We start from the raw sequence: 16,204 nt of genomic DNA, 5'->3' as shown, positions 1-16,204 counted from the left end.
GAGCACAGACACATTCAGGAAGATCGCTCTTTACCCACAATCCTGTCAGCCTCATTAATGACGACGCATATTACACTGTTAACGCCGCGCATAAAAGAATGGAACGTGGTGGAAGCGAAACAGATATCTGCGCAAGGCAGAACGGACAAAGGCCGCGGGATGCGCGGCCTGGACGTACATTACGCTTCGCTTTCAACACGCAGCGCATCGGGAGGGAGGGCAATGTTCAGAATGACCGGCTGAAAGGCTTCGCGATCGCCAAATTTCATTGAAACGCCTTTCGCGACAATAAAACCGCCGATGCCGCCCAGCAGTGCGCCACAGGCGGCCGCCAGATCGCTGCTGAACAGCGACTGAAACAATCCGGCAACCACAAACAGGCCAAACAGCGGCGTCATATAGACCAGCAGCGCCGAACCCAGCAGGCTGCTCTCTTTGATGCCTAACTCAATGCGCTGTCCCGGCTGCAGCGGCTTGCTGCTGGCAATCTGCATCACGTGAGCATTCTTCGGACCGAGTTTGTTCAGCATATGGCTGCCACAGCCTTTGCGTGCCTGGCAGCTGTTGCAGGACGTTTTTGCTTCAGTGTGCAGTGTGGCAATGCCATCCTGCCATGCCACCACGGTGGCCCATTCTCTCATCATTTTTGTGACCCCAGGTCGATGCTGTCCGCAATACGTTTTGCGGTTGAGGGCGGTAATTCGCCGATCACCGCAATTTCGTTATTATTGCGCACAACGGTCTGGACCGTACGACGCCCAGTGCGCAATGTCTGGGTTGTGCTGCTTTTATCAGCTGGCGTCACGTTGATCGCGAAACTAAACAGACCATCGCTGTAGAGCTTCGACTCAATATTTTTGTTCAGCCCCGGCAGCGTGCGACGATTCTGCGACACCAGCGACATGCCTGCGGGTATCCAGCCTGGCTGCCAGGCGACGGTAACTGCGTCCCCTTTCGGCACGGACAGCGACGGTGGCAGATTCGCTTTCTCCAGCCCCTGCATCAGATTGCGCACCCCTTCATCCACCGCAAAGCTGATAACGCGGAACTGCTCCAGCGTTTCACCGTCACGATCGAGCAGGTCGATGCGCAGCGGCAGCTTGGTATCGACATCCAGCCAGACCACATAGCTGTAACGCGTACCATCGCGTGACACGATGCGCAATACATCACACATCTGATCGGCAATGCGCGAGCGTCCCACGGTAATAAAATCGTAGGCAGTGGCGAGTTTGGTGAAGTCAGCAAAAATCACTGACGGCAAAGCGTCAATAATGTGATTGCCAGGGAGCGAAAAGGGATCAAGGCCGGGTTCGAAGTAGCTGATATCGTTGCCACGCTGGATCACTTCCCGACGTGGCCCGTCCATCTGCAACAGCTGCGCGAATATCCGGTTATCGATCACAGCATGACGATAACGCAGCGATTCAATGCCAATGCGCGAGACGTTGATATAGGCAAATTCGTAGTTAAGGTTCTGACTTGCCTGCTCCATCTGCTGCAATAGCGCCCCGGACGCAGTAGTTTGCGCCGGGGCGGCAGATGACCACAACAGGCTGCCTGTCAGCAGGCTAACAGCATACCAAAACGGCTTCATTACTGCTGCTGCTGTCCTAATGACTGGTTTCCGGGAACATCAACCTGCGCCTGTTTTGGCGCATCGGTTTCAAACTGCAGCTGATCAGCATGCAGACGACGTTGCAGTTCATAGTCCTGCAGCATGGCGTTCACGCGACGACGCTGATCCTGAACCTGCTGATTAGAGCTGTTGGTGTCAAAGGCATCAGACGGCACACCCAGGCTCACAGGTGAAGCTTTACCCATCATCGGCAGCGTATTAAACACCGGAGAGTCAGAGGTCTGCGTGGCGCTACCCTGCGGCTGGTTGTAGTGCTGAACACCCACGATCACGGCCAGTGACACACAGGCAGCTACGCCTACCTGAGTCAGTTGCGCAGCCCACGGGCGCGCTTTTTTCCAGAACGGCATCTTTTCCCAGCGGGAAGGTTCTGGCTGAGCTTCAGGGATCAGCGTGGTAACCGTACGCAACGGTTCTTTTTCGATAGCAGCAGCGACGCGCGCAGAGATATCAAAATGCAGGACATCGCCCACATCACCGCGCATGGTATCGCGAATCAGGTGATAGCTCGCCCAGCTTTTCTGTAGTTCTGCGTCCTTAGACAAGGCGGAAAACAGCTCGTTATCTAAGGTCTCACCATCCATTAAAGCGGAAAGTTTTTCTTTCTGCATGCCTATGTACCCTTCCAGTAGCCGTTATCACTAACGTTGGATAAGCGGTTGAACTTTGTTATCAATGGCCTCTCGCGCACGAAAGATACGTGATCGAACAGTGCCTACCGGGCAATCCATAATGACGGCGATCTCTTCATAACTCAGACCGTCCAGTTCCCTGAGGGTGATTGCCATACGCAAGTCCTCGGGTAGCGCCTCGATGGTACGAAAGACAATTTGTTTCAATTCGTCAGACAACATTAAGTTCTCAGGGTTCGAAATTTCTTTTAATGCACCCGCACTTTCGAAATTTTCTGCGTCAATCGCATCCACATCGCTGGATGGCGGACGACGCCCCTGAGCAACCAGGTAATTTTTCGCTGTGTTTACCGCAATGCGGTACAGCCAGGTATAAAACGCGCTATCGCCCCGGAAAGAGTCCAGTGCGCGATACGCTTTAATAAACGATTCCTGTACTACATCAGGTACGTCGCCCGAGGGAACATAGCGTGAAACCAAACTCGCCACTTTATGCTGGTAACGAATCACCAGTAAGTTGAACGCTTTTTGATCTCCCTTCTGTACCCGCTCGACAAGGACCTGATCCGTTAACTGCTCGCTCATCCGAGGTAATGTCTCCCCAAATTTTTCATATGCATAAAGTAACTGCCAGCACATCTCATGTTTCTGAGCAAGCATGCGCTTAGAGTTGTGATGTGGTGCGAAGTTCACTTCCCGCCGTGATATTTACCGCTCCGATGGAGATAACACAGGTTGTTCGTTTTCGTTCAGTGTCAGGAGCGTAAATCGCAGGCAGAGTAACCTATGACAACAGCTTTTTCATCATTAAATCCTTTAGGTTTAATAAGTTTGCTATAAAAAACCACGGCTGAAGCGGCATGTTTTTAACTTACTGATTATAGGTGACTTTAGATAATTGTCAGATTAACGCGCGCACCTCATGTTTAAAATACTTCACAGAACTCCCTGTTAGGCTTATGCTCAGGCCTGGTCTTGTTTAGTAAATTAAACACTATGATGAATGCGAACCCGGATTATCAGTGTGATGTGTTGATTGTGGGCAGCGGTGCGGCTGGACTGTCGCTGGCGTTACGGCTGGCAAAACAGTATCAGGTGACCGTTCTCAGTAAAGCGCAGGTCAATGAAGGGTCAACCCTTTATGCGCAGGGCGGTATTGCTGCGGTATTTGATGAGACGGACAGCATCGAGTCACATATCGAAGACACGCTGATTGCCGGCGCGGGATTATGCGACCGTGAGGCCGTGTCGTTTATTGCCAGTAATGCCCGGCATTGTGTGCAGTGGCTGATCGACAACGGCGTTGCGTTTGATCTCGATCCGCAGGCGGCGGGTGACATGCGCTATCACCTGACGCGCGAAGGCGGCCACAGTCATCGCCGCATTCTGCACAGTGCTGACGCCACCGGCCATGCGGTAGAAACCACGCTGGTGAGCCAGGCATTAAGCCACCCTAACATCCGGATTCTGGAGCGCACCAACGCGGTCGATCTGATTCTTTCAGATAAAATCGGCCTGCCTGGCGCTCGGCGAGTGGTGGGTGCGTGGATCTGGAATCGCAATCGCGAGCAGGTCGAAACCTGTCGGGCGCGGGCCGTCGTCGTTGCAACGGGCGGGGCCGCCAAAGTCTATCAATATACTACTAACCCTGACATCGCCTCTGGTGATGGCATCGCGATGGCGTGGCGCGCGGGTTGCCGGGTAGCCAATCTGGAATTTAACCAGTTTCATCCGACCTGCCTGTTTCATCCGCAGGCGCAGAATTTCCTGTTAACCGAAGCGTTACGCGGAGAAGGTGCCTGGCTGTTACGTCCCGATGGCAGTCGTTTTATGCCCGACTTCGATGAACGCGCCGAACTGGCCCCGCGCGATATTGTTGCCCGCGCTATCGATCACGAGATGAAACGGCTGGGTGTGGACTGTATGTATCTGGATATCAGCCACCAGCCTGAAGAATTTGTGCGCGCACACTTCCCGATGATCTATGAGAAGTTGCTGGCCTTTGGCTTTGACCTGACCAAAGAGCCGATTCCGATCGTGCCCGCCGCGCACTACACCTGCGGTGGCGTCGTCGTCGATCAGCACGGTCAGACCGACGTCAGTGGCCTGTATGCCATTGGTGAAGTGAGTTATACCGGCCTGCATGGCGCTAACCGCATGGCCTCCAATTCGCTGCTGGAGTGTCTGGTGTATGGCTGGTCCGCGTCAGAGGAGCTGATGCGTACCCTGCCCGGCATTGAAGCCGTCACTGCCCTTCCTGCATGGGATGAGAGTCAGGTTGATGACGCCGATGAACGCGTAGTAATCCAGCATAACTGGCACGAGTTACGGTTATTCATGTGGGATTACATGGGAATCGTCCGCACCACCCGGCGGCTGGAACGGGCGTTACGCCGCATCAATCTGCTTCAGCAGGAGATCGATGAGTATTATCACCACTTCCGCCTCTCCAATAATCTGCTGGAGCTGCGGAATCTGGTGCAGGTCGCTGACCTGATGGTGCGCTGCGCGCTGGAGCGAAAAGAGAGTCGCGGCCTGCACTATATCCGTGACTATCCGGACTTGCTGCCAGAAGCGCTGCCGACTATTCTGACCCCGCTGGGTTACATGAAGAGGTAAAAGTCCTGCGTCAGGCTACACCACTCATCGGAATAGCGGGTGTCTGGTGCGCGGATTGCGAGACGCTCCAGCAGCGTTTCCCCAGCCTGCGGCGACAGACCCAGTACGACGCGGTGCGGCGGACGATGGGCATATTCCGCCACGTCCAGCCGGAAACGCAGATGCCAGCCATCGGCCTGCGCCAGGGTGATAAACGTCTGCCCAATATCGACGGGCAGCACCACGCAGAACATCCCCTCTTCTTCAATTAATAAGGCTGCACTGCGTAACAGCGTCTGATGATCGAGCGAGGCTGTCGCGCGTGCATTGTCCCGTGCCACGGTAGAACAGGCTACGCCCGGCGTAAAATAAGGGGGATTGCTGACAATCAGCGAGTAACGTTTATCGCACTGCTCAGCCCAGCTGGCGATATCCTGCTGATGAACCTGAATACGTTCAGGCCACGGCGACTGCTGCATATTCTTCTGCGCCTGCTGTGCGGCTTCAGGTTCTAACTCCACCGCATCGATTTGGACCTGTGACGGCGTGCGCTGCGCCAGCATCAGTGCGATTAATCCGCTGCCACTGCCAATATCCAGAATGCGTCTGACTCCGGCGACCGGCGCCCAGGCACCAAGCAGAATGGCATCGGTGCCCACTTTCATCGCACAGCGATCGTGGGCAACAAAAAATTGTTTAAAGGTAAATCCGTTCTTGTTTAACTGAGGCCGTTCACGCGGCTTATCCTGCATCATTCGTCACTACCATCGTTTTTTCCTGCCGCACGGCAGCGCATGAGTGTAACGTGACGACAGTGGGAATTCACGCAGCAGACAACCCCAGGCGCAGCGGAAACGGATTAACAGATGAAGATTCAGTCTGATCTGTCTATAATCAGCGCCCCAAACTGAGGTAGACCATGACAGTAACCACATTTTCCGAACTCGAACTCGACGAAAGCCTGCTACAAGCGTTGCAGGAAAAAGGCTTTACGCGCCCAACAGTGATCCAGGCTGCTGCAATTCCGCCCGCGCTGGAGGGCCGTGACGTTCTGGGTTCGGCACCTACAGGAACCGGGAAAACCGCCGCGTATCTGTTACCGGCGCTGCAGCACCTGCTTGATTTTCCGCGCAAGAAATCCGGGCCGCCACGCATCCTCATTGTGACCCCGACCCGTGAACTGGCGATGCAGGTTGCCGATCATGCGCGTGAGCTGGCGAAACATACGCATCTGGACATCGCCACGATCACCGGCGGCGTGGCTTACATGAACCATGCCGAAGTCTTCAGCGAAAACCAGGATATCGTGGTCGCGACCACCGGACGTCTGCTGCAGTACATCAAAGAAGAGAACTTTGACTGCCGCGCCGTAGAAACGCTGGTGCTGGATGAAGCGGACCGCATGCTTGATATGGGCTTTGCTCAGGATATCGAAACCATCGCGGCTGAAACGCGCTGGCGCAAGCAAACCATGCTGTTTTCCGCCACGCTGGAAGGCGACAATATCCGTGACTTCGCCGAACGTCTGCTGAACGAACCGGTTGAACTGGAAGCGGATCCGAGCCGTCGCGAGCGCAAAAAGATCCAGCAGTGGTACTACCGCGCTGATGATCTGCAGCATAAAACCAAATTACTGATTCATCTGCTGAAGCAGCCGGATGTAACGCGCAGCATTGTGTTCGTACGTAAGCGTGAACGTCTGCATGAACTGGTGAGCTGGCTGCACGAAGCGGGGATTCGTAGCAGCTATCTTGAAGGTGAAATGGTGCAGGCCAAGCGTAACGAAGCGATTAAGCGTCTGAGTGAAGGCCGCGTAAACGTGCTGGTAGCAACGGATATCGCCGCGCGCGGCATCGATGTTGAAGATGTCAGCCACGTCTTCAACTATGATATGCCGCGTACCGCCGACACCTATCTGCACCGCATCGGTCGTACCGGTCGTGCGGGGCGTAAAGGCATCGCCATTTCGCTGGTTGAAGCGCATGACTTCGTGCTGCTGGGCAAAATAACACGCTACGTGAACGAGCCGATCAAAGCGCGTGTGATTGATGAGCTGCGTCCTGAGACGCGTGCGCCTGGTGCTAAAACCACGGGTAAACCGTCGAAAAAGGTGCTGGCAAAGCGTGCAGAGAAGAAAGCGAGCGAAACAGAAAAACCGCGCGTGAAAAAACGCCATCGTGATGCCAAAAATGTCGGCAAACGCCGCAAGGCAAGCGGCACTACGCCAGCTAACGAGAATGCGGAATAAAACATCACACGCATAAAAAAATCGCCTCACAAGAGGCGATTTTTTTTATCTGATAATCAGTTACGGCCTTTTCAGAATGTTTTTTCTGCCAGTTCCCTTTCTTCACAACACTGGCATCAGCATGCCGGGTAATTAACTGCTTATCTCTTTCATAATACGAATAAAAATTGCTGTGTGTGCTTTGCGCTAATTTTCAGCGCCCGATAATTCAGGCGGCTTACAAACTTTCGGTAAAGGTACGGGTGATCACGTCGCGTTGTTGCTCTGGCGTCAGTGAGTTAAAACGCACGGCATAGCCTGAAACACGAATGGTCAGCTGCGGGTAGTTTTCAGGATGTTTTACCGCATCTTCCAGTGTTTCGCGACGCAGAACGTTGACGTTCAGATGCTGTCCGCCTTCAACGCGGACCTGAGGTTTGATTTCAACCGGCACTTCACGGTAAGCGAATTCGCCCAGTTCGCTGATGGCGACAACCTGATCTTCTTCATAGCCCGCTTTTGCACACAGGCAACGCGCTTCAGTTTTCTCTTCATCCAGCAGCCAGAAAGAGTTCAGAAGTTGTGAATTGTTAGTTTGAGTGATCTGGATACCAGTGATCATGATTGCGTCTCCCAGATAATACGTGAATAAATCAAATTTGAGGCCCCGGTATACCATCGTTCATTCGACACAGCCTTGACCTGTATCAATATTAATCAGCCATTCAGCGCGCTTTTTAGCTAACCCATTGATCTCAAAATGCCTGCCAGCTAAAAATAATTTTTATTTTTCAAATTATTTTTGCCTTCAGGTCATCGGCAGGAACGGCTAAGCTTACTCCACTAACGTTAAGGGAGTTAAACATGGCTGAAAAGCTGACCTGGCACGACGTGCTGGCTGAAGAGAAAGAGAAACCCTATTTTATTGAGACGCTGAAGCAGGTCGCCGATGAACGTGCCGCGGGCATAACCGTCTATCCACCGCAGAAAGATGTGTTCAATGCGTTTCGCCTGACGGAACTGGGTGACGTCAACGTCGTGATTCTGGGGCAGGATCCCTATCACGGTCCAAATCAGGCGCACGGGCTGGCTTTCTCGGTGCTGCCGGGCGTTCAGGTACCGCCCTCACTGCAGAATATCTATAAAGAGCTGATGCAGGATATTCCCGGCTTCCAAAAACCCGATCACGGCTTTCTTGAGAGCTGGGCAAAACAGGGGGTGATGTTGCTGAACACGGTGTTAACGGTTGAGGCGGGTAAAGCCCATTCCCATGCTCGTTTTGGCTGGGAGACCTTTACGGACAACGTGATTGCGGCGATTAACCAGCACTGTGAAGGGGTGATTTTCCTGCTATGGGGCTCACATGCGCAGAAGAAAGGCAGCATTATCGATCGCAAGCGCCATCATGTGCTGCAGGCGCCGCACCCCTCGCCGCTCTCCGCGCACCGTGGATTTTTCGGCAGCAAACACTTCTCAACGACCAATGAACTGCTGAGCGCTGCCGGTAAAAAGCCGGTGGACTGGACACCGGTCTTACCTGAATAGCGCCCAAACGCACACGGCCGCGTCAGTGCGCGGCCGTGTAACAGGATTCAGGTTGAATCAGCTTTTAGCTTTAGAAACCGCAACCATCGCCGGGCGCAGCAGGCGGCCATTCAGCGTATAGCCACGCTGCATCACCAGCATGACATGGTTTGGTTCAAATTCTTCAGACTCCATCATCGACATCGCCTGATGGACTTCAGGGTTGAATGGCACGCCGGTTTCGCCGACCACTTCGACACCGAACTTACGCACGGCACCGAGCAGGCCCTTCAGTGTCAGTTCAATCCCTTCGATCATGGATGCCAGCTGTGGATCCTCTTTATTGGCCACTTCCAGCGCACGTTCCAGGCTGTCGATGACCGGGAGCAGTTCGTTGGCAAACTTCTCCAGCGCAAACTTGTGCGCCTTCTCAACGTCCATCTCAGCACGACGACGAATGTTCTCTACCTCAGCCTGCGCACGCAATTGGGCATCGCGTACACCGGTCTGCGACTGCGCTAATTCAGCTTCGAGCTGAGCAATACGCTCATCACGCGGATCCACCTCTGCTGCTGTCTCCGCTTCCTGAGGTTGCTGCTGATCCTGCTGAATTTCGTCTGAGACTTGCTCGTTTGGGGTGTTCTGTTCTTTACTACTCATGAATTTCTCCGCGTTTTGCACATTCATTTCGCTGGTTGGCTTATTATGGGGATTGGTATGACGGATTCAAGGGAACCTATCACATTGCCTTGCCGTTTTGGCTTATAAGGAACACCGACCAGATGAACAAACACTTTAACTGCATTGGTATCGTGGGTCATCCGCGCCATCCCACCGCGTTAACCACGCATGAGATGCTCTGGCGCTGGCTGACAGCCAAAGGTTATCAAGTGATCGTTGAGAAGCAGATTGCGCAGGAGCTGTCGCTTCACGACGTGCAGACCGGCACGCTGGCGGAGATTGGTCAGCAGGCTGATTTAGCTGTCGTCGTGGGCGGTGACGGTAACATGCTGGGCGCAGCGCGAGTGCTGGCGCGCTATGATATCAAAGTGATTGGCATTAACCGCGGTAACCTCGGTTTTCTCACCGACCTTGACCCGGACAATGCGCAGCAACAGCTGGATGAGGTGCTTCAGGGTAACTATTTCGTCGAGAGCCGCTTTCTGCTGGAAGCGCAGGTGTGCAAATCTGACTGCTCACCACGCATTGGCTCCGCCATCAACGAAGTGGTGCTGCATCCCGGTAAAGTCGCGCACATGATCGAATTTGAAGTCTACATTGATGAAGTGTTCGCCTTTTCCCAGCGCTCTGATGGGCTGATTATTTCGACCCCCACCGGCTCTACCGCCTATTCCCTCTCTGCGGGTGGACCGATTCTGACGCCATCACTCGAAGCGATTGTGCTGGTGCCAATGTTCCCGCATACGCTGTCAGCGCGGCCACTGGTCATTAACAGCAGCAGTACCATTCGTCTGCGCTTTTCTTCACGTCGTAGCGACCTGGAAATCAGCTGTGACAGCCAGATTGCGCTGCCAATTCAGGAAGGTGAGGATGTACTGATTCGGCGCAGTGCCGGTCATCTTGATTTAATTCACCCTAAAAACTACAACTATTTCAATACGCTGAGTTCAAAACTGGGCTGGTCAAAAAAATTGTTCTGAAAACCGGCCTCACCTCTTTACTGGATAAAAAACCAGTTTATACTGTATGAAAAACCATATGTGTTTATTCGTACAGGTGAACCTATGCTGGCCCAACTGACCATCAGTAATTTCGCTATCGTTCGTGAGCTCGACATTGATTTCCAACGCGGCATGACGGCAATCACTGGTGAAACCGGTGCCGGTAAGTCTATCGCGATTGATGCACTGGGATTATGTCTGGGCGGTCGTGCCGATGCCGACATGGTGCGTCAGGGTGCCAGCCGGGCCGACCTCTGCGCCCGCTTCCAGCTTAAGTCCTCCCCTTCTGCTCAGCGCTGGCTGATGGATAATCAACTCGACGACGGCAATGAGTGCCTGCTGCGCCGGGTGATCAGTGCTGATGGTCGTTCCCGTGGTTTTATCAATGGCACGGCGGTACCACTTTCTCAGTTGCGCGATCTCGGCCAGCTGCTGATCCAGATCCACGGTCAGCATGCCCACCAGCTTCTGCTCAAACCCGATCATCAGAAGCATCTGCTGGATGCCTATGCCGGTCACGACGATCTCCTGCAGCAAATGCGCGGCAGTTATCACACCTGGCACCAGAGCTGTCGCACACTCGCGCTGCATCAGCAGCAAGCGCAGGAGCGCGAATCACGTCGCGAGCTGTTGCAGTATCAACTGAAAGAGCTGAACGAGTTCGCGCCGCAGCAGGGCGAATATGAGCAGATTGACGAAGAGTACAAGCGCCTGGCCAACAGCGGACAGCTGCTGTCGACCAGCCAGCAGGCGCTGCAGCTGTTAGCAGACAGCGATGACAATAATCTCAACAGTCTGCTCTACACCGCGCGTGAGATGATTTCCGAACTGACCTCGCTGGATGAGAAACTGAACGGCGTTCATAACCTGCTGGAAGAGGCGGCGATTCAGCTGAGCGAAGCCAGCGACGAACTGCGTCACTACTGCGACAGCCTTGATCTGGACCCCAATCGCCTGTACGAACTGGAAAAGCGTATTTCTCGCCAGATTGCGCTGGCGCGTAAGCATCACGTCACGCCAGAAGCGCTGCCTGAACTGCATCAGCAGCTGCTGGCGGAAGCAGAGCTACTCTCACAGCACGAAAGCGATCAGGAAAGCCTGCAATCGCTGGTGGGTGAACATTACCAGGCGGCACTGCAAAGTGCAGAGCAGCTGCATCAGCAGCGCAGCCACTTTGCTGATGAACTGCAGCAGCTGATTACGCAGAGTATGCATCTGCTCTCAATGCCACACGGCCAGTTTAAAATCGCGCTGACCTTTAATCCGGATCAGCTGACGGCAGATGGCGCGAGCCGCGTCGATTTCCAGGTGACCACCAACCCAGGTCAGCCACTGCAGCCGTTAGGCAAAGTCGCTTCGGGCGGTGAACTGTCTCGTATCGCGCTGGCGATTCAGGTGATCACCGCGAAGAAAATGGAAACGCCGGCGATGATTTTCGATGAAGTCGATGTCGGGATCAGCGGCCCGACCGCTGCCGTCGTCGGTAAACTGCTGCGTCAGTTGGGTGAATCGACCCAGGTCATGTGTGTCACCCACCTGCCGCAGGTTGCCGGTTGCGGACATCAGCACTTCTATGTCAGCAAAGAGACCGATGGCGCGATGACCGAAACCCATATGCAGCCGCTGGACAAGCGAGCGCGTCTGCAGGAACTGGCGCGACTGCTGGGCGGCAGCGAGGTGACACGCAATACCCTGGCCAACGCAAAAGAACTTTTAGCCGCATAGCAGCGCACTTTTTTAACGTACCGTGGTCATATGCTTGCTCTGTAGAGGTTTCCAACGGCGAAAAGGTTTATTATCATCGGCACTTATGTTGTCAGAGTAATAAAGTCTGCCGCAGGCAGAGTTCAGATTTTGATGGCAAGAAAGCCGCCTGTTAAAGGCGTTTGGCCCCGGAAAAGGAATGTATAGATGCGCTGTAAAACGCTGACTGCCGCGGCAGTGGTAATGTTGATGATGACCGCCGGATGTTCCACCTTAGAGCGCGTGGTCTATCGTCCTGATATCAACCAGGGTAACTATCTGGTTGCCAACGATGTGGCCAAGATCCATACCGGTATGACACAGCAGCAGGTGGCTTACACGCTCGGTACGCCGATGATGAAAGATCCGTTTGGCAGCAACGTCTGGTATTACGTTTTCCGTCAGGAGCCAGGCCATGAGAGCGTGAAGCAGCAGACGCTGACGCTGACCTTTGATGGCAACGGTGTTCTGACCAACATCGATAACAAGCAGAATCTGTCTAAGAACAACGACTGATTTAACGACAGACCGTTTTAAAGACAGCAAAAAAGGCGCATTGAGCGCCTTTTTTATGCCTGTTATCCGCTGATTCCGGCGATATAACGACTTATTTTTTGCTTTCTGCCGCTCGCTCTGCGCGCTGACGACGCAGCTCTTTTGGATCGGCAATCAGCGGACGATAGATCTCGATACGATCGCCCTCCTGAACCACATCATCCAGCTTCACTGGTCGACTGTAGACGCCGACTTTGTTGCTGGCGAGATCAATTTCCCGACGCAGTTCCAGCAGGCCTGACTTCAGGATGGCCTGCTCTACCGTGCTGCCCTGCTCCACTTTCACGTAAAGCTGATACTGCTTTTCAGGCAAGGCATAGACCACCTCGACGGAGATATCAGGCACGATAAACCTCTTTGGCACGCTGAGTGAAGGCCTGCACCATGCTGTTGGCCAGCTCTTTGAAGATACGTCCAAAGGCCATCTCTACCAGCATGTTGGTGAATTCGAACTCCAGGCTTAATTCAACCTTGCAGGCATCATCGCCCAGCGAGACGAACGTCCAGCCGCCAGTCAGTTTGCGGAACGGCCCATCAACCAGTTGCATATGGATGCTCTGGTTATCCGTCAGGGTATTGCGGGTGGTAAACGTTTTGCTGATGCCCGCTTTCGACACATCCACGGATGCCGTCATTTGATTATCAGACGCATCCAGCACGCGGCTTCCGGTACAACCCGGCAGGAATTGCGGATAGGCATCCACGTCATTTACAAGTTGGTACATCTGCCCGGCACTAAACGGGACCAGCGCCGAACGACTAATCTGAGCCATAATGGTTCCTGTTCATCACAAAACCGCTGAATAATAGCATTTTCAGCGATTAAACAAAAATGTCCCCGAGGGAGGGTGTGCTAGAATATCCCGTTTCCTGCTGCCCCGCTGGACTGGGGATGCGATAACCGACTAAGTGATGTAAAATACGCCGCACTATGACAAAGAAAAAAGCACACAAACCCGGTTCTGCCACTGTTGCCATGAACAAACGCGCCCGCCACGAGTACTTCATTGAAGAGGAGTATGAAGCGGGATTGTCGTTACAAGGATGGGAAGTTAAGTCACTTCGTGCCGGTAAAGCCAACATCAGCGACAGCTATATTCTGCTGCGCGATGGCGAAGCCTTTCTGTTCGGTTCAACCTTTCAACCCTTAGCCGTTGCCTCCAGCCACGTAGTCTGTGACCCGACGCGCAGCCGTAAGCTGCTGCTGAAGCAACGTGAACTCGACTCCCTGTATGGCCGCGTTAACCGCGAAGGCTACACCATCGTGGCACTGTCGCTGTACTGGAAGAATGCCTGGTGCAAACTGAAGATTGGTGTTGCACGCGGTAAGAAAGAGCACGACAAGCGCGACGATATCAAAGACCGCGAATGGCAGTTAGACAAAGCACGTATCATGAAGAATTCAAAGCGTTAAGCACTGGATTTTCATTTGATTTGTTGCTAGTATTTGAAGTTCTGGGGCTGATTCTGGACTCGACGGGATTGTGAAGCCTTAGGAGCATGCCGAGGGGCGGTTTGCCTCGTAAAAAGCCGCAAAAAAATAGTCGCAAACGACGAAAACTACGCTTTAGCAGCTTAATAACCTGCTCTTAGCCTTCTCTCCCTAGCTTCCGCTCTTAAGACGGGGATCAAGAGAAGTCAAACCCAAAAGAGATCGCGTGGATGCCTTGCCTGGGGTTGAAGCGTTAAATCCAATCAGGATAGTCTGTTAGTGGCGTGTCTGTTCGCAGCTAACCGGCGAATGTAAAAACTGACTAAGCATGTAGTGCCGACGGTGTAGTAATTTCGGACGCGGGTTCAACTCCCGCCAGCTCCACCAAACCTAACGGTCTGACTCTCTTAGAGATTCAGGCCGTTTTTCTTTGGGCGTGTGGCACAACTGTGACTCAGGAGTGTACCATATGCCATCTAGCAGCATCCCTAACTACCTCTACAAGAGAAACCACGTCTGGTGGTTCAGGAAGCGTTTCGTCGCCAACGGCAACGTTATTGAATACAGGCTCAGTCTTCAGACATCAAGGCTCGATCAAGCCCGTGTATTCGCCCTGCGTTTACAGACACTTTGTCTGCAAATGGTCGATTCTTTGCGGGGTCCAAAGAACGAGAAAAATTCAACTATGGATAAGACTGTTCAGGAACAGATCAAAGCGAGTCTAAGGGCAAAAGTTGCTGAATGGACTGCTGAAGAGACTGAGCGATGGTTTTCAGGCACCAAACGCAGCGAGGGCGACCTAAATCGCTATATTGAAACGCTTGATATGCTTCTTTCTGATTTGAAAGAGCGAATTGCTTACGATGACAAGCCATTCCAACATCAGGCTGAAGCAAACACGATTTTGGATGAACTACCACATCTAAAAGCTTCATTAAATCAATCAGATTTGCAGTTTATCGCTCGCCAGGTTTCTCAAGCGAAAGTTAAATCTCTCCAGGAAACCCGAGCTATTATCTTAGGCGGTGTGAGTGAAATGACTGCACCTTTCCTATCAACTGATATTGCTCCATATAGTGTTCAGGAAGATTCGCCTACCTTATCGGAACTATTCGAAAAGTACAACGAAGAGAATATCGCGAAAAAACTAGCCAGACGAACCGAGAAAAAGTACGACTGGTACAGAGCTCTTATTATCAGCTTTTTTGGCGATGTACCCGTTCACACCATCACAGGAGCAATGGGACGGCAATTCTATGAAAGCTTGTCAAAGCTACCAAAAGGCTTACAGAAAAACTTACTTCTTCCAGCGATGTTGAGTGAGTTAATCGCTAAAAACCATTCTGAATCTATTTGTCTTGCTACAGCCAGCGGACATCACGGGAAAATCAATCAATTTTTTGATTGGGTTGTAGACAAAAAATATATCTCTGTAAGTCCGTTCCCCAGTAAAGGCATTCCTATGCCAAAGAAAAATCATAAAGATGACAGACAAGCCATTACGGAAGCCGAAGCCAAGCGAGTTTTCAGCCATCCTTTGTTTGTTAGCCACAAAGGTGTAAAAACCAAGTTAGTCCAACACCCTCACCACTACTTTTTACCTCTCATCTGTCTTTTCACAGGAATGCGGGCTGGAGAGGTAGCCCAGCTGTATATTGACGATATTGAATATGCTGGAAACGTTGCATGTATTCATGTTGGTAAGCGACACAATGACCAGTGGCTTAAAACGCCTAATGCCAAACGTTATATCCCTGTGCATGACGATCTCATTCAGTTAGGTTTTCTGAAGTTTATCGCAGATCTGAAGGAGCGAGTAGGAGAAGGCTCTCGCCTTTTTCCAAACATTCCTTTAATTACAGACAGTTATTCAGCAAAACCCAGTGAGTGGTTTATCAGTAACTTCAGAGATAAACAAAATGAGCCTACGCATGTAACTCTCCATGGATTCAGGCATATGTTTAGGGACAAGTTAGTCAATTTAACTGATTCAGATGAAAGAATTTGCAGACTGATGGGCCACAAGACAAGCAACTATGGTAGTTCGCTCCTTGCTGACCAGCAGGTAATGCAAGCTCTAGTGAACTCTGTTGATGTAAAGAGTATTGTCTCTATGGTTAAACCTTACACATCGCTTGCAATGTTTCACCAGTTAAACGGGAGGGCGTAATT

17 protein-coding genes and 1 other RNA gene are annotated in these 16,204 nt (G+C 52.4%); 9 read left to right on the top strand and 9 right to left on the bottom strand.

Annotated elements, in window-relative coordinates:
• Positions 1-179: 179 nt before the first annotated feature.
• Genes rseC through rpoE form a run of 4 tightly spaced genes read right to left on the bottom strand, consistent with a single transcriptional unit; the run spans position 180 to position 2,856 of the window.
• The gene (gene rseC / locus IV493_RS03860; RefSeq protein ID WP_033783909.1) at positions 180-644 is read right to left on the bottom strand and encodes a SoxR-reducing system protein RseC; all 465 of its coding nucleotides are present in this window, start codon (positions 642-644) and stop codon (positions 180-182) included.
• Positions 641-1,597: a sigma-E factor regulatory protein RseB gene (rseB, locus tag IV493_RS03855; protein WP_013358762.1), complete on the bottom strand. Its 957-nt coding sequence runs from the start codon at positions 1,595-1,597 to the stop codon at positions 641-643. Before rseB ends, rseC begins: the two co-directional genes overlap by 4 nt.
• On the bottom strand, positions 1,597-2,250 hold the full coding sequence (gene rseA, locus IV493_RS03850) for an anti-sigma-E factor RseA (RefSeq protein ID WP_013358763.1): 654 nt from the start codon (positions 2,248-2,250) through the stop codon (positions 1,597-1,599). Before rseA ends, rseB begins: the two co-directional genes overlap by 1 nt.
• Positions 2,251-2,280: 30 nt before the next feature.
• On the bottom strand, positions 2,281-2,856 hold the full coding sequence (gene rpoE / locus IV493_RS03845) for an RNA polymerase sigma factor RpoE (protein ID WP_013358764.1): 576 nt from the start codon (positions 2,854-2,856) through the stop codon (positions 2,281-2,283).
• A 414-nt stretch (positions 2,857-3,270) separates the two neighbouring features.
• Between rpoE and nadB the strand changes: the two genes are divergently transcribed.
• The gene (gene nadB / locus IV493_RS03840; RefSeq protein ID WP_195858149.1) at positions 3,271-4,890 is read left to right on the top strand and encodes an L-aspartate oxidase; all 1,620 of its coding nucleotides are present in this window, start codon (positions 3,271-3,273) and stop codon (positions 4,888-4,890) included.
• On the opposite strand, the gene IV493_RS03835 is transcribed toward nadB, so the two are convergent.
• Complete coding sequence (locus tag IV493_RS03835; protein ID WP_195857760.1) at positions 4,875-5,624, bottom strand: tRNA1(Val) (adenine(37)-N6)-methyltransferase; 750 nt, start codon at positions 5,622-5,624, stop codon at positions 4,875-4,877. The two genes, nadB and IV493_RS03835, sit on opposite strands and share 16 nt — an antisense overlap.
• A gap of 164 nt (positions 5,625-5,788) precedes the next feature.
• On the opposite strand from IV493_RS03835, the gene srmB reads away from it, so the two are divergent.
• A complete protein-coding gene (gene srmB, locus IV493_RS03830; RefSeq protein ID WP_033783912.1) occupies positions 5,789-7,117 on the top strand; it encodes an ATP-dependent RNA helicase SrmB in 1,329 nt (442 codons plus the stop codon).
• 217 nt (positions 7,118-7,334) lie between these two features.
• Here the strand turns inward: srmB and grcA are convergent, their stop codons facing one another.
• The gene (grcA, locus tag IV493_RS03825; protein WP_195857759.1) at positions 7,335-7,718 is read right to left on the bottom strand and encodes an autonomous glycyl radical cofactor GrcA; all 384 of its coding nucleotides are present in this window, start codon (positions 7,716-7,718) and stop codon (positions 7,335-7,337) included.
• 242 nt (positions 7,719-7,960) lie between these two features.
• Here grcA and ung point away from each other — a divergent pair, with 242 nt between their 5' ends.
• Positions 7,961-8,641 carry a uracil-DNA glycosylase gene (ung, locus tag IV493_RS03820; RefSeq protein WP_033783913.1) on the top strand — a complete coding sequence of 227 codons (681 nt, stop codon included), beginning with the start codon at positions 7,961-7,963 and terminating at the stop codon, positions 8,639-8,641.
• 57 nt (positions 8,642-8,698) lie between these two features.
• Here ung and grpE read toward each other — a convergent pair whose 3' ends face one another.
• Positions 8,699-9,280: a nucleotide exchange factor GrpE gene (gene grpE / locus IV493_RS03815; RefSeq protein WP_003848585.1), complete on the bottom strand. Its 582-nt coding sequence runs from the start codon at positions 9,278-9,280 to the stop codon at positions 8,699-8,701.
• Between the two features lie 122 nt (positions 9,281-9,402).
• Here grpE and nadK point away from each other — a divergent pair, with 122 nt between their 5' ends.
• The 3 genes from nadK (at position 9,403) to bamE (ending at position 12,561) form a co-directional block, all read left to right on the top strand.
• Positions 9,403-10,281 (top strand): NAD(+) kinase, encoded by an 879-nt coding sequence (nadK, locus tag IV493_RS03810; protein ID WP_195857758.1) that lies wholly within the window; start codon positions 9,403-9,405, stop codon positions 10,279-10,281.
• A gap of 84 nt (positions 10,282-10,365) precedes the next feature.
• On the top strand, positions 10,366-12,027 hold the full coding sequence (gene recN / locus IV493_RS03805; protein WP_195857757.1) for a DNA repair protein RecN: 1,662 nt from the start codon (positions 10,366-10,368) through the stop codon (positions 12,025-12,027).
• A gap of 186 nt (positions 12,028-12,213) precedes the next feature.
• Entirely contained in the window at positions 12,214-12,561 is a 348-nt protein-coding gene (gene bamE, locus IV493_RS03800) for an outer membrane protein assembly factor BamE (RefSeq protein WP_013358772.1), read from the top strand.
• A 91-nt stretch (positions 12,562-12,652) separates the two neighbouring features.
• On the opposite strand, the gene IV493_RS03795 is transcribed toward bamE, so the two are convergent.
• Together IV493_RS03795 and IV493_RS03790 are read right to left on the bottom strand one after the other, a co-directional pair.
• The gene (locus IV493_RS03795) at positions 12,653-12,946 is read right to left on the bottom strand and encodes an RnfH family protein (RefSeq protein ID WP_013358773.1); all 294 of its coding nucleotides are present in this window, start codon (positions 12,944-12,946) and stop codon (positions 12,653-12,655) included.
• Positions 12,939-13,373: a type II toxin-antitoxin system RatA family toxin gene (locus tag IV493_RS03790; protein WP_013358774.1), complete on the bottom strand. Its 435-nt coding sequence runs from the start codon at positions 13,371-13,373 to the stop codon at positions 12,939-12,941. The genes IV493_RS03795 and IV493_RS03790 overlap by 8 nt, the downstream gene beginning before the upstream one ends.
• 158 nt (positions 13,374-13,531) lie before the next feature.
• On the opposite strand from IV493_RS03790, the gene smpB reads away from it, so the two are divergent.
• The 3 genes from smpB to IV493_RS03775 all read left to right on the top strand — a co-directional run bounded on the left by smpB (position 13,532) and on the right by IV493_RS03775 (position 16,202).
• Positions 13,532-14,014: an SsrA-binding protein SmpB gene (smpB, locus tag IV493_RS03785; RefSeq protein ID WP_010257694.1), complete on the top strand. Its 483-nt coding sequence runs from the start codon at positions 13,532-13,534 to the stop codon at positions 14,012-14,014.
• Between the two features lie 43 nt (positions 14,015-14,057).
• Positions 14,058-14,419, top strand: a transfer-messenger RNA (tmRNA) gene (ssrA, locus tag IV493_RS03780).
• Positions 14,420-14,501: 82 nt separating this feature from the next.
• Complete coding sequence (locus IV493_RS03775) at positions 14,502-16,202, top strand: site-specific integrase (protein WP_195857756.1); 1,701 nt, start codon at positions 14,502-14,504, stop codon at positions 16,200-16,202.
• Positions 16,203-16,204 lie beyond the last annotated feature (2 nt).

This window comes from Pantoea sp. SM3640 (assembly GCF_015654165.1).
GTDB lineage: Bacteria > Pseudomonadota > Gammaproteobacteria > Enterobacterales > Enterobacteriaceae > Pantoea > Pantoea vagans.
Note: the sequence above shows the minus strand (reverse complement) of the source record. Positions and strands in the feature narration are given on the sequence as shown.

Coding starts and splice junctions, on each gene's coding strand:
- rseC (WP_033783909.1), bottom strand. CDS start 644: ATGATGAGAGAATGGGCCACCGTGGTGGCATGGCAGGATGGCATTGCC.
- rseB (WP_013358762.1), bottom strand. CDS start 1,597: ATGAAGCCGTTTTGGTATGCTGTTAGCCTGCTGACAGGCAGCCTGTTG.
- rseA (WP_013358763.1), bottom strand. CDS start 2,250: ATGCAGAAAGAAAAACTTTCCGCTTTAATGGATGGTGAGACCTTAGAT.
- rpoE (WP_013358764.1), bottom strand. CDS start 2,856: ATGAGCGAGCAGTTAACGGATCAGGTCCTTGTCGAGCGGGTACAGAAG.
- nadB (WP_195858149.1), top strand. CDS start 3,271: ATGAATGCGAACCCGGATTATCAGTGTGATGTGTTGATTGTGGGCAGC.
- IV493_RS03835 (WP_195857760.1), bottom strand. CDS start 5,624: ATGATGCAGGATAAGCCGCGTGAACGGCCTCAGTTAAACAAGAACGGA.
- srmB (WP_033783912.1), top strand. CDS start 5,789: ATGACAGTAACCACATTTTCCGAACTCGAACTCGACGAAAGCCTGCTA.
- grcA (WP_195857759.1), bottom strand. CDS start 7,718: ATGATCACTGGTATCCAGATCACTCAAACTAACAATTCACAACTTCTG.
- ung (WP_033783913.1), top strand. CDS start 7,961: ATGGCTGAAAAGCTGACCTGGCACGACGTGCTGGCTGAAGAGAAAGAG.
- grpE (WP_003848585.1), bottom strand. CDS start 9,280: ATGAGTAGTAAAGAACAGAACACCCCAAACGAGCAAGTCTCAGACGAA.
- nadK (WP_195857758.1), top strand. CDS start 9,403: ATGAACAAACACTTTAACTGCATTGGTATCGTGGGTCATCCGCGCCAT.
- recN (WP_195857757.1), top strand. CDS start 10,366: ATGCTGGCCCAACTGACCATCAGTAATTTCGCTATCGTTCGTGAGCTC.
- bamE (WP_013358772.1), top strand. CDS start 12,214: ATGCGCTGTAAAACGCTGACTGCCGCGGCAGTGGTAATGTTGATGATG.
- IV493_RS03790 (WP_013358774.1), bottom strand. CDS start 13,373: ATGGCTCAGATTAGTCGTTCGGCGCTGGTCCCGTTTAGTGCCGGGCAG.
- smpB (WP_010257694.1), top strand. CDS start 13,532: ATGACAAAGAAAAAAGCACACAAACCCGGTTCTGCCACTGTTGCCATG.
- IV493_RS03775 (WP_195857756.1), top strand. CDS start 14,502: ATGCCATCTAGCAGCATCCCTAACTACCTCTACAAGAGAAACCACGTC.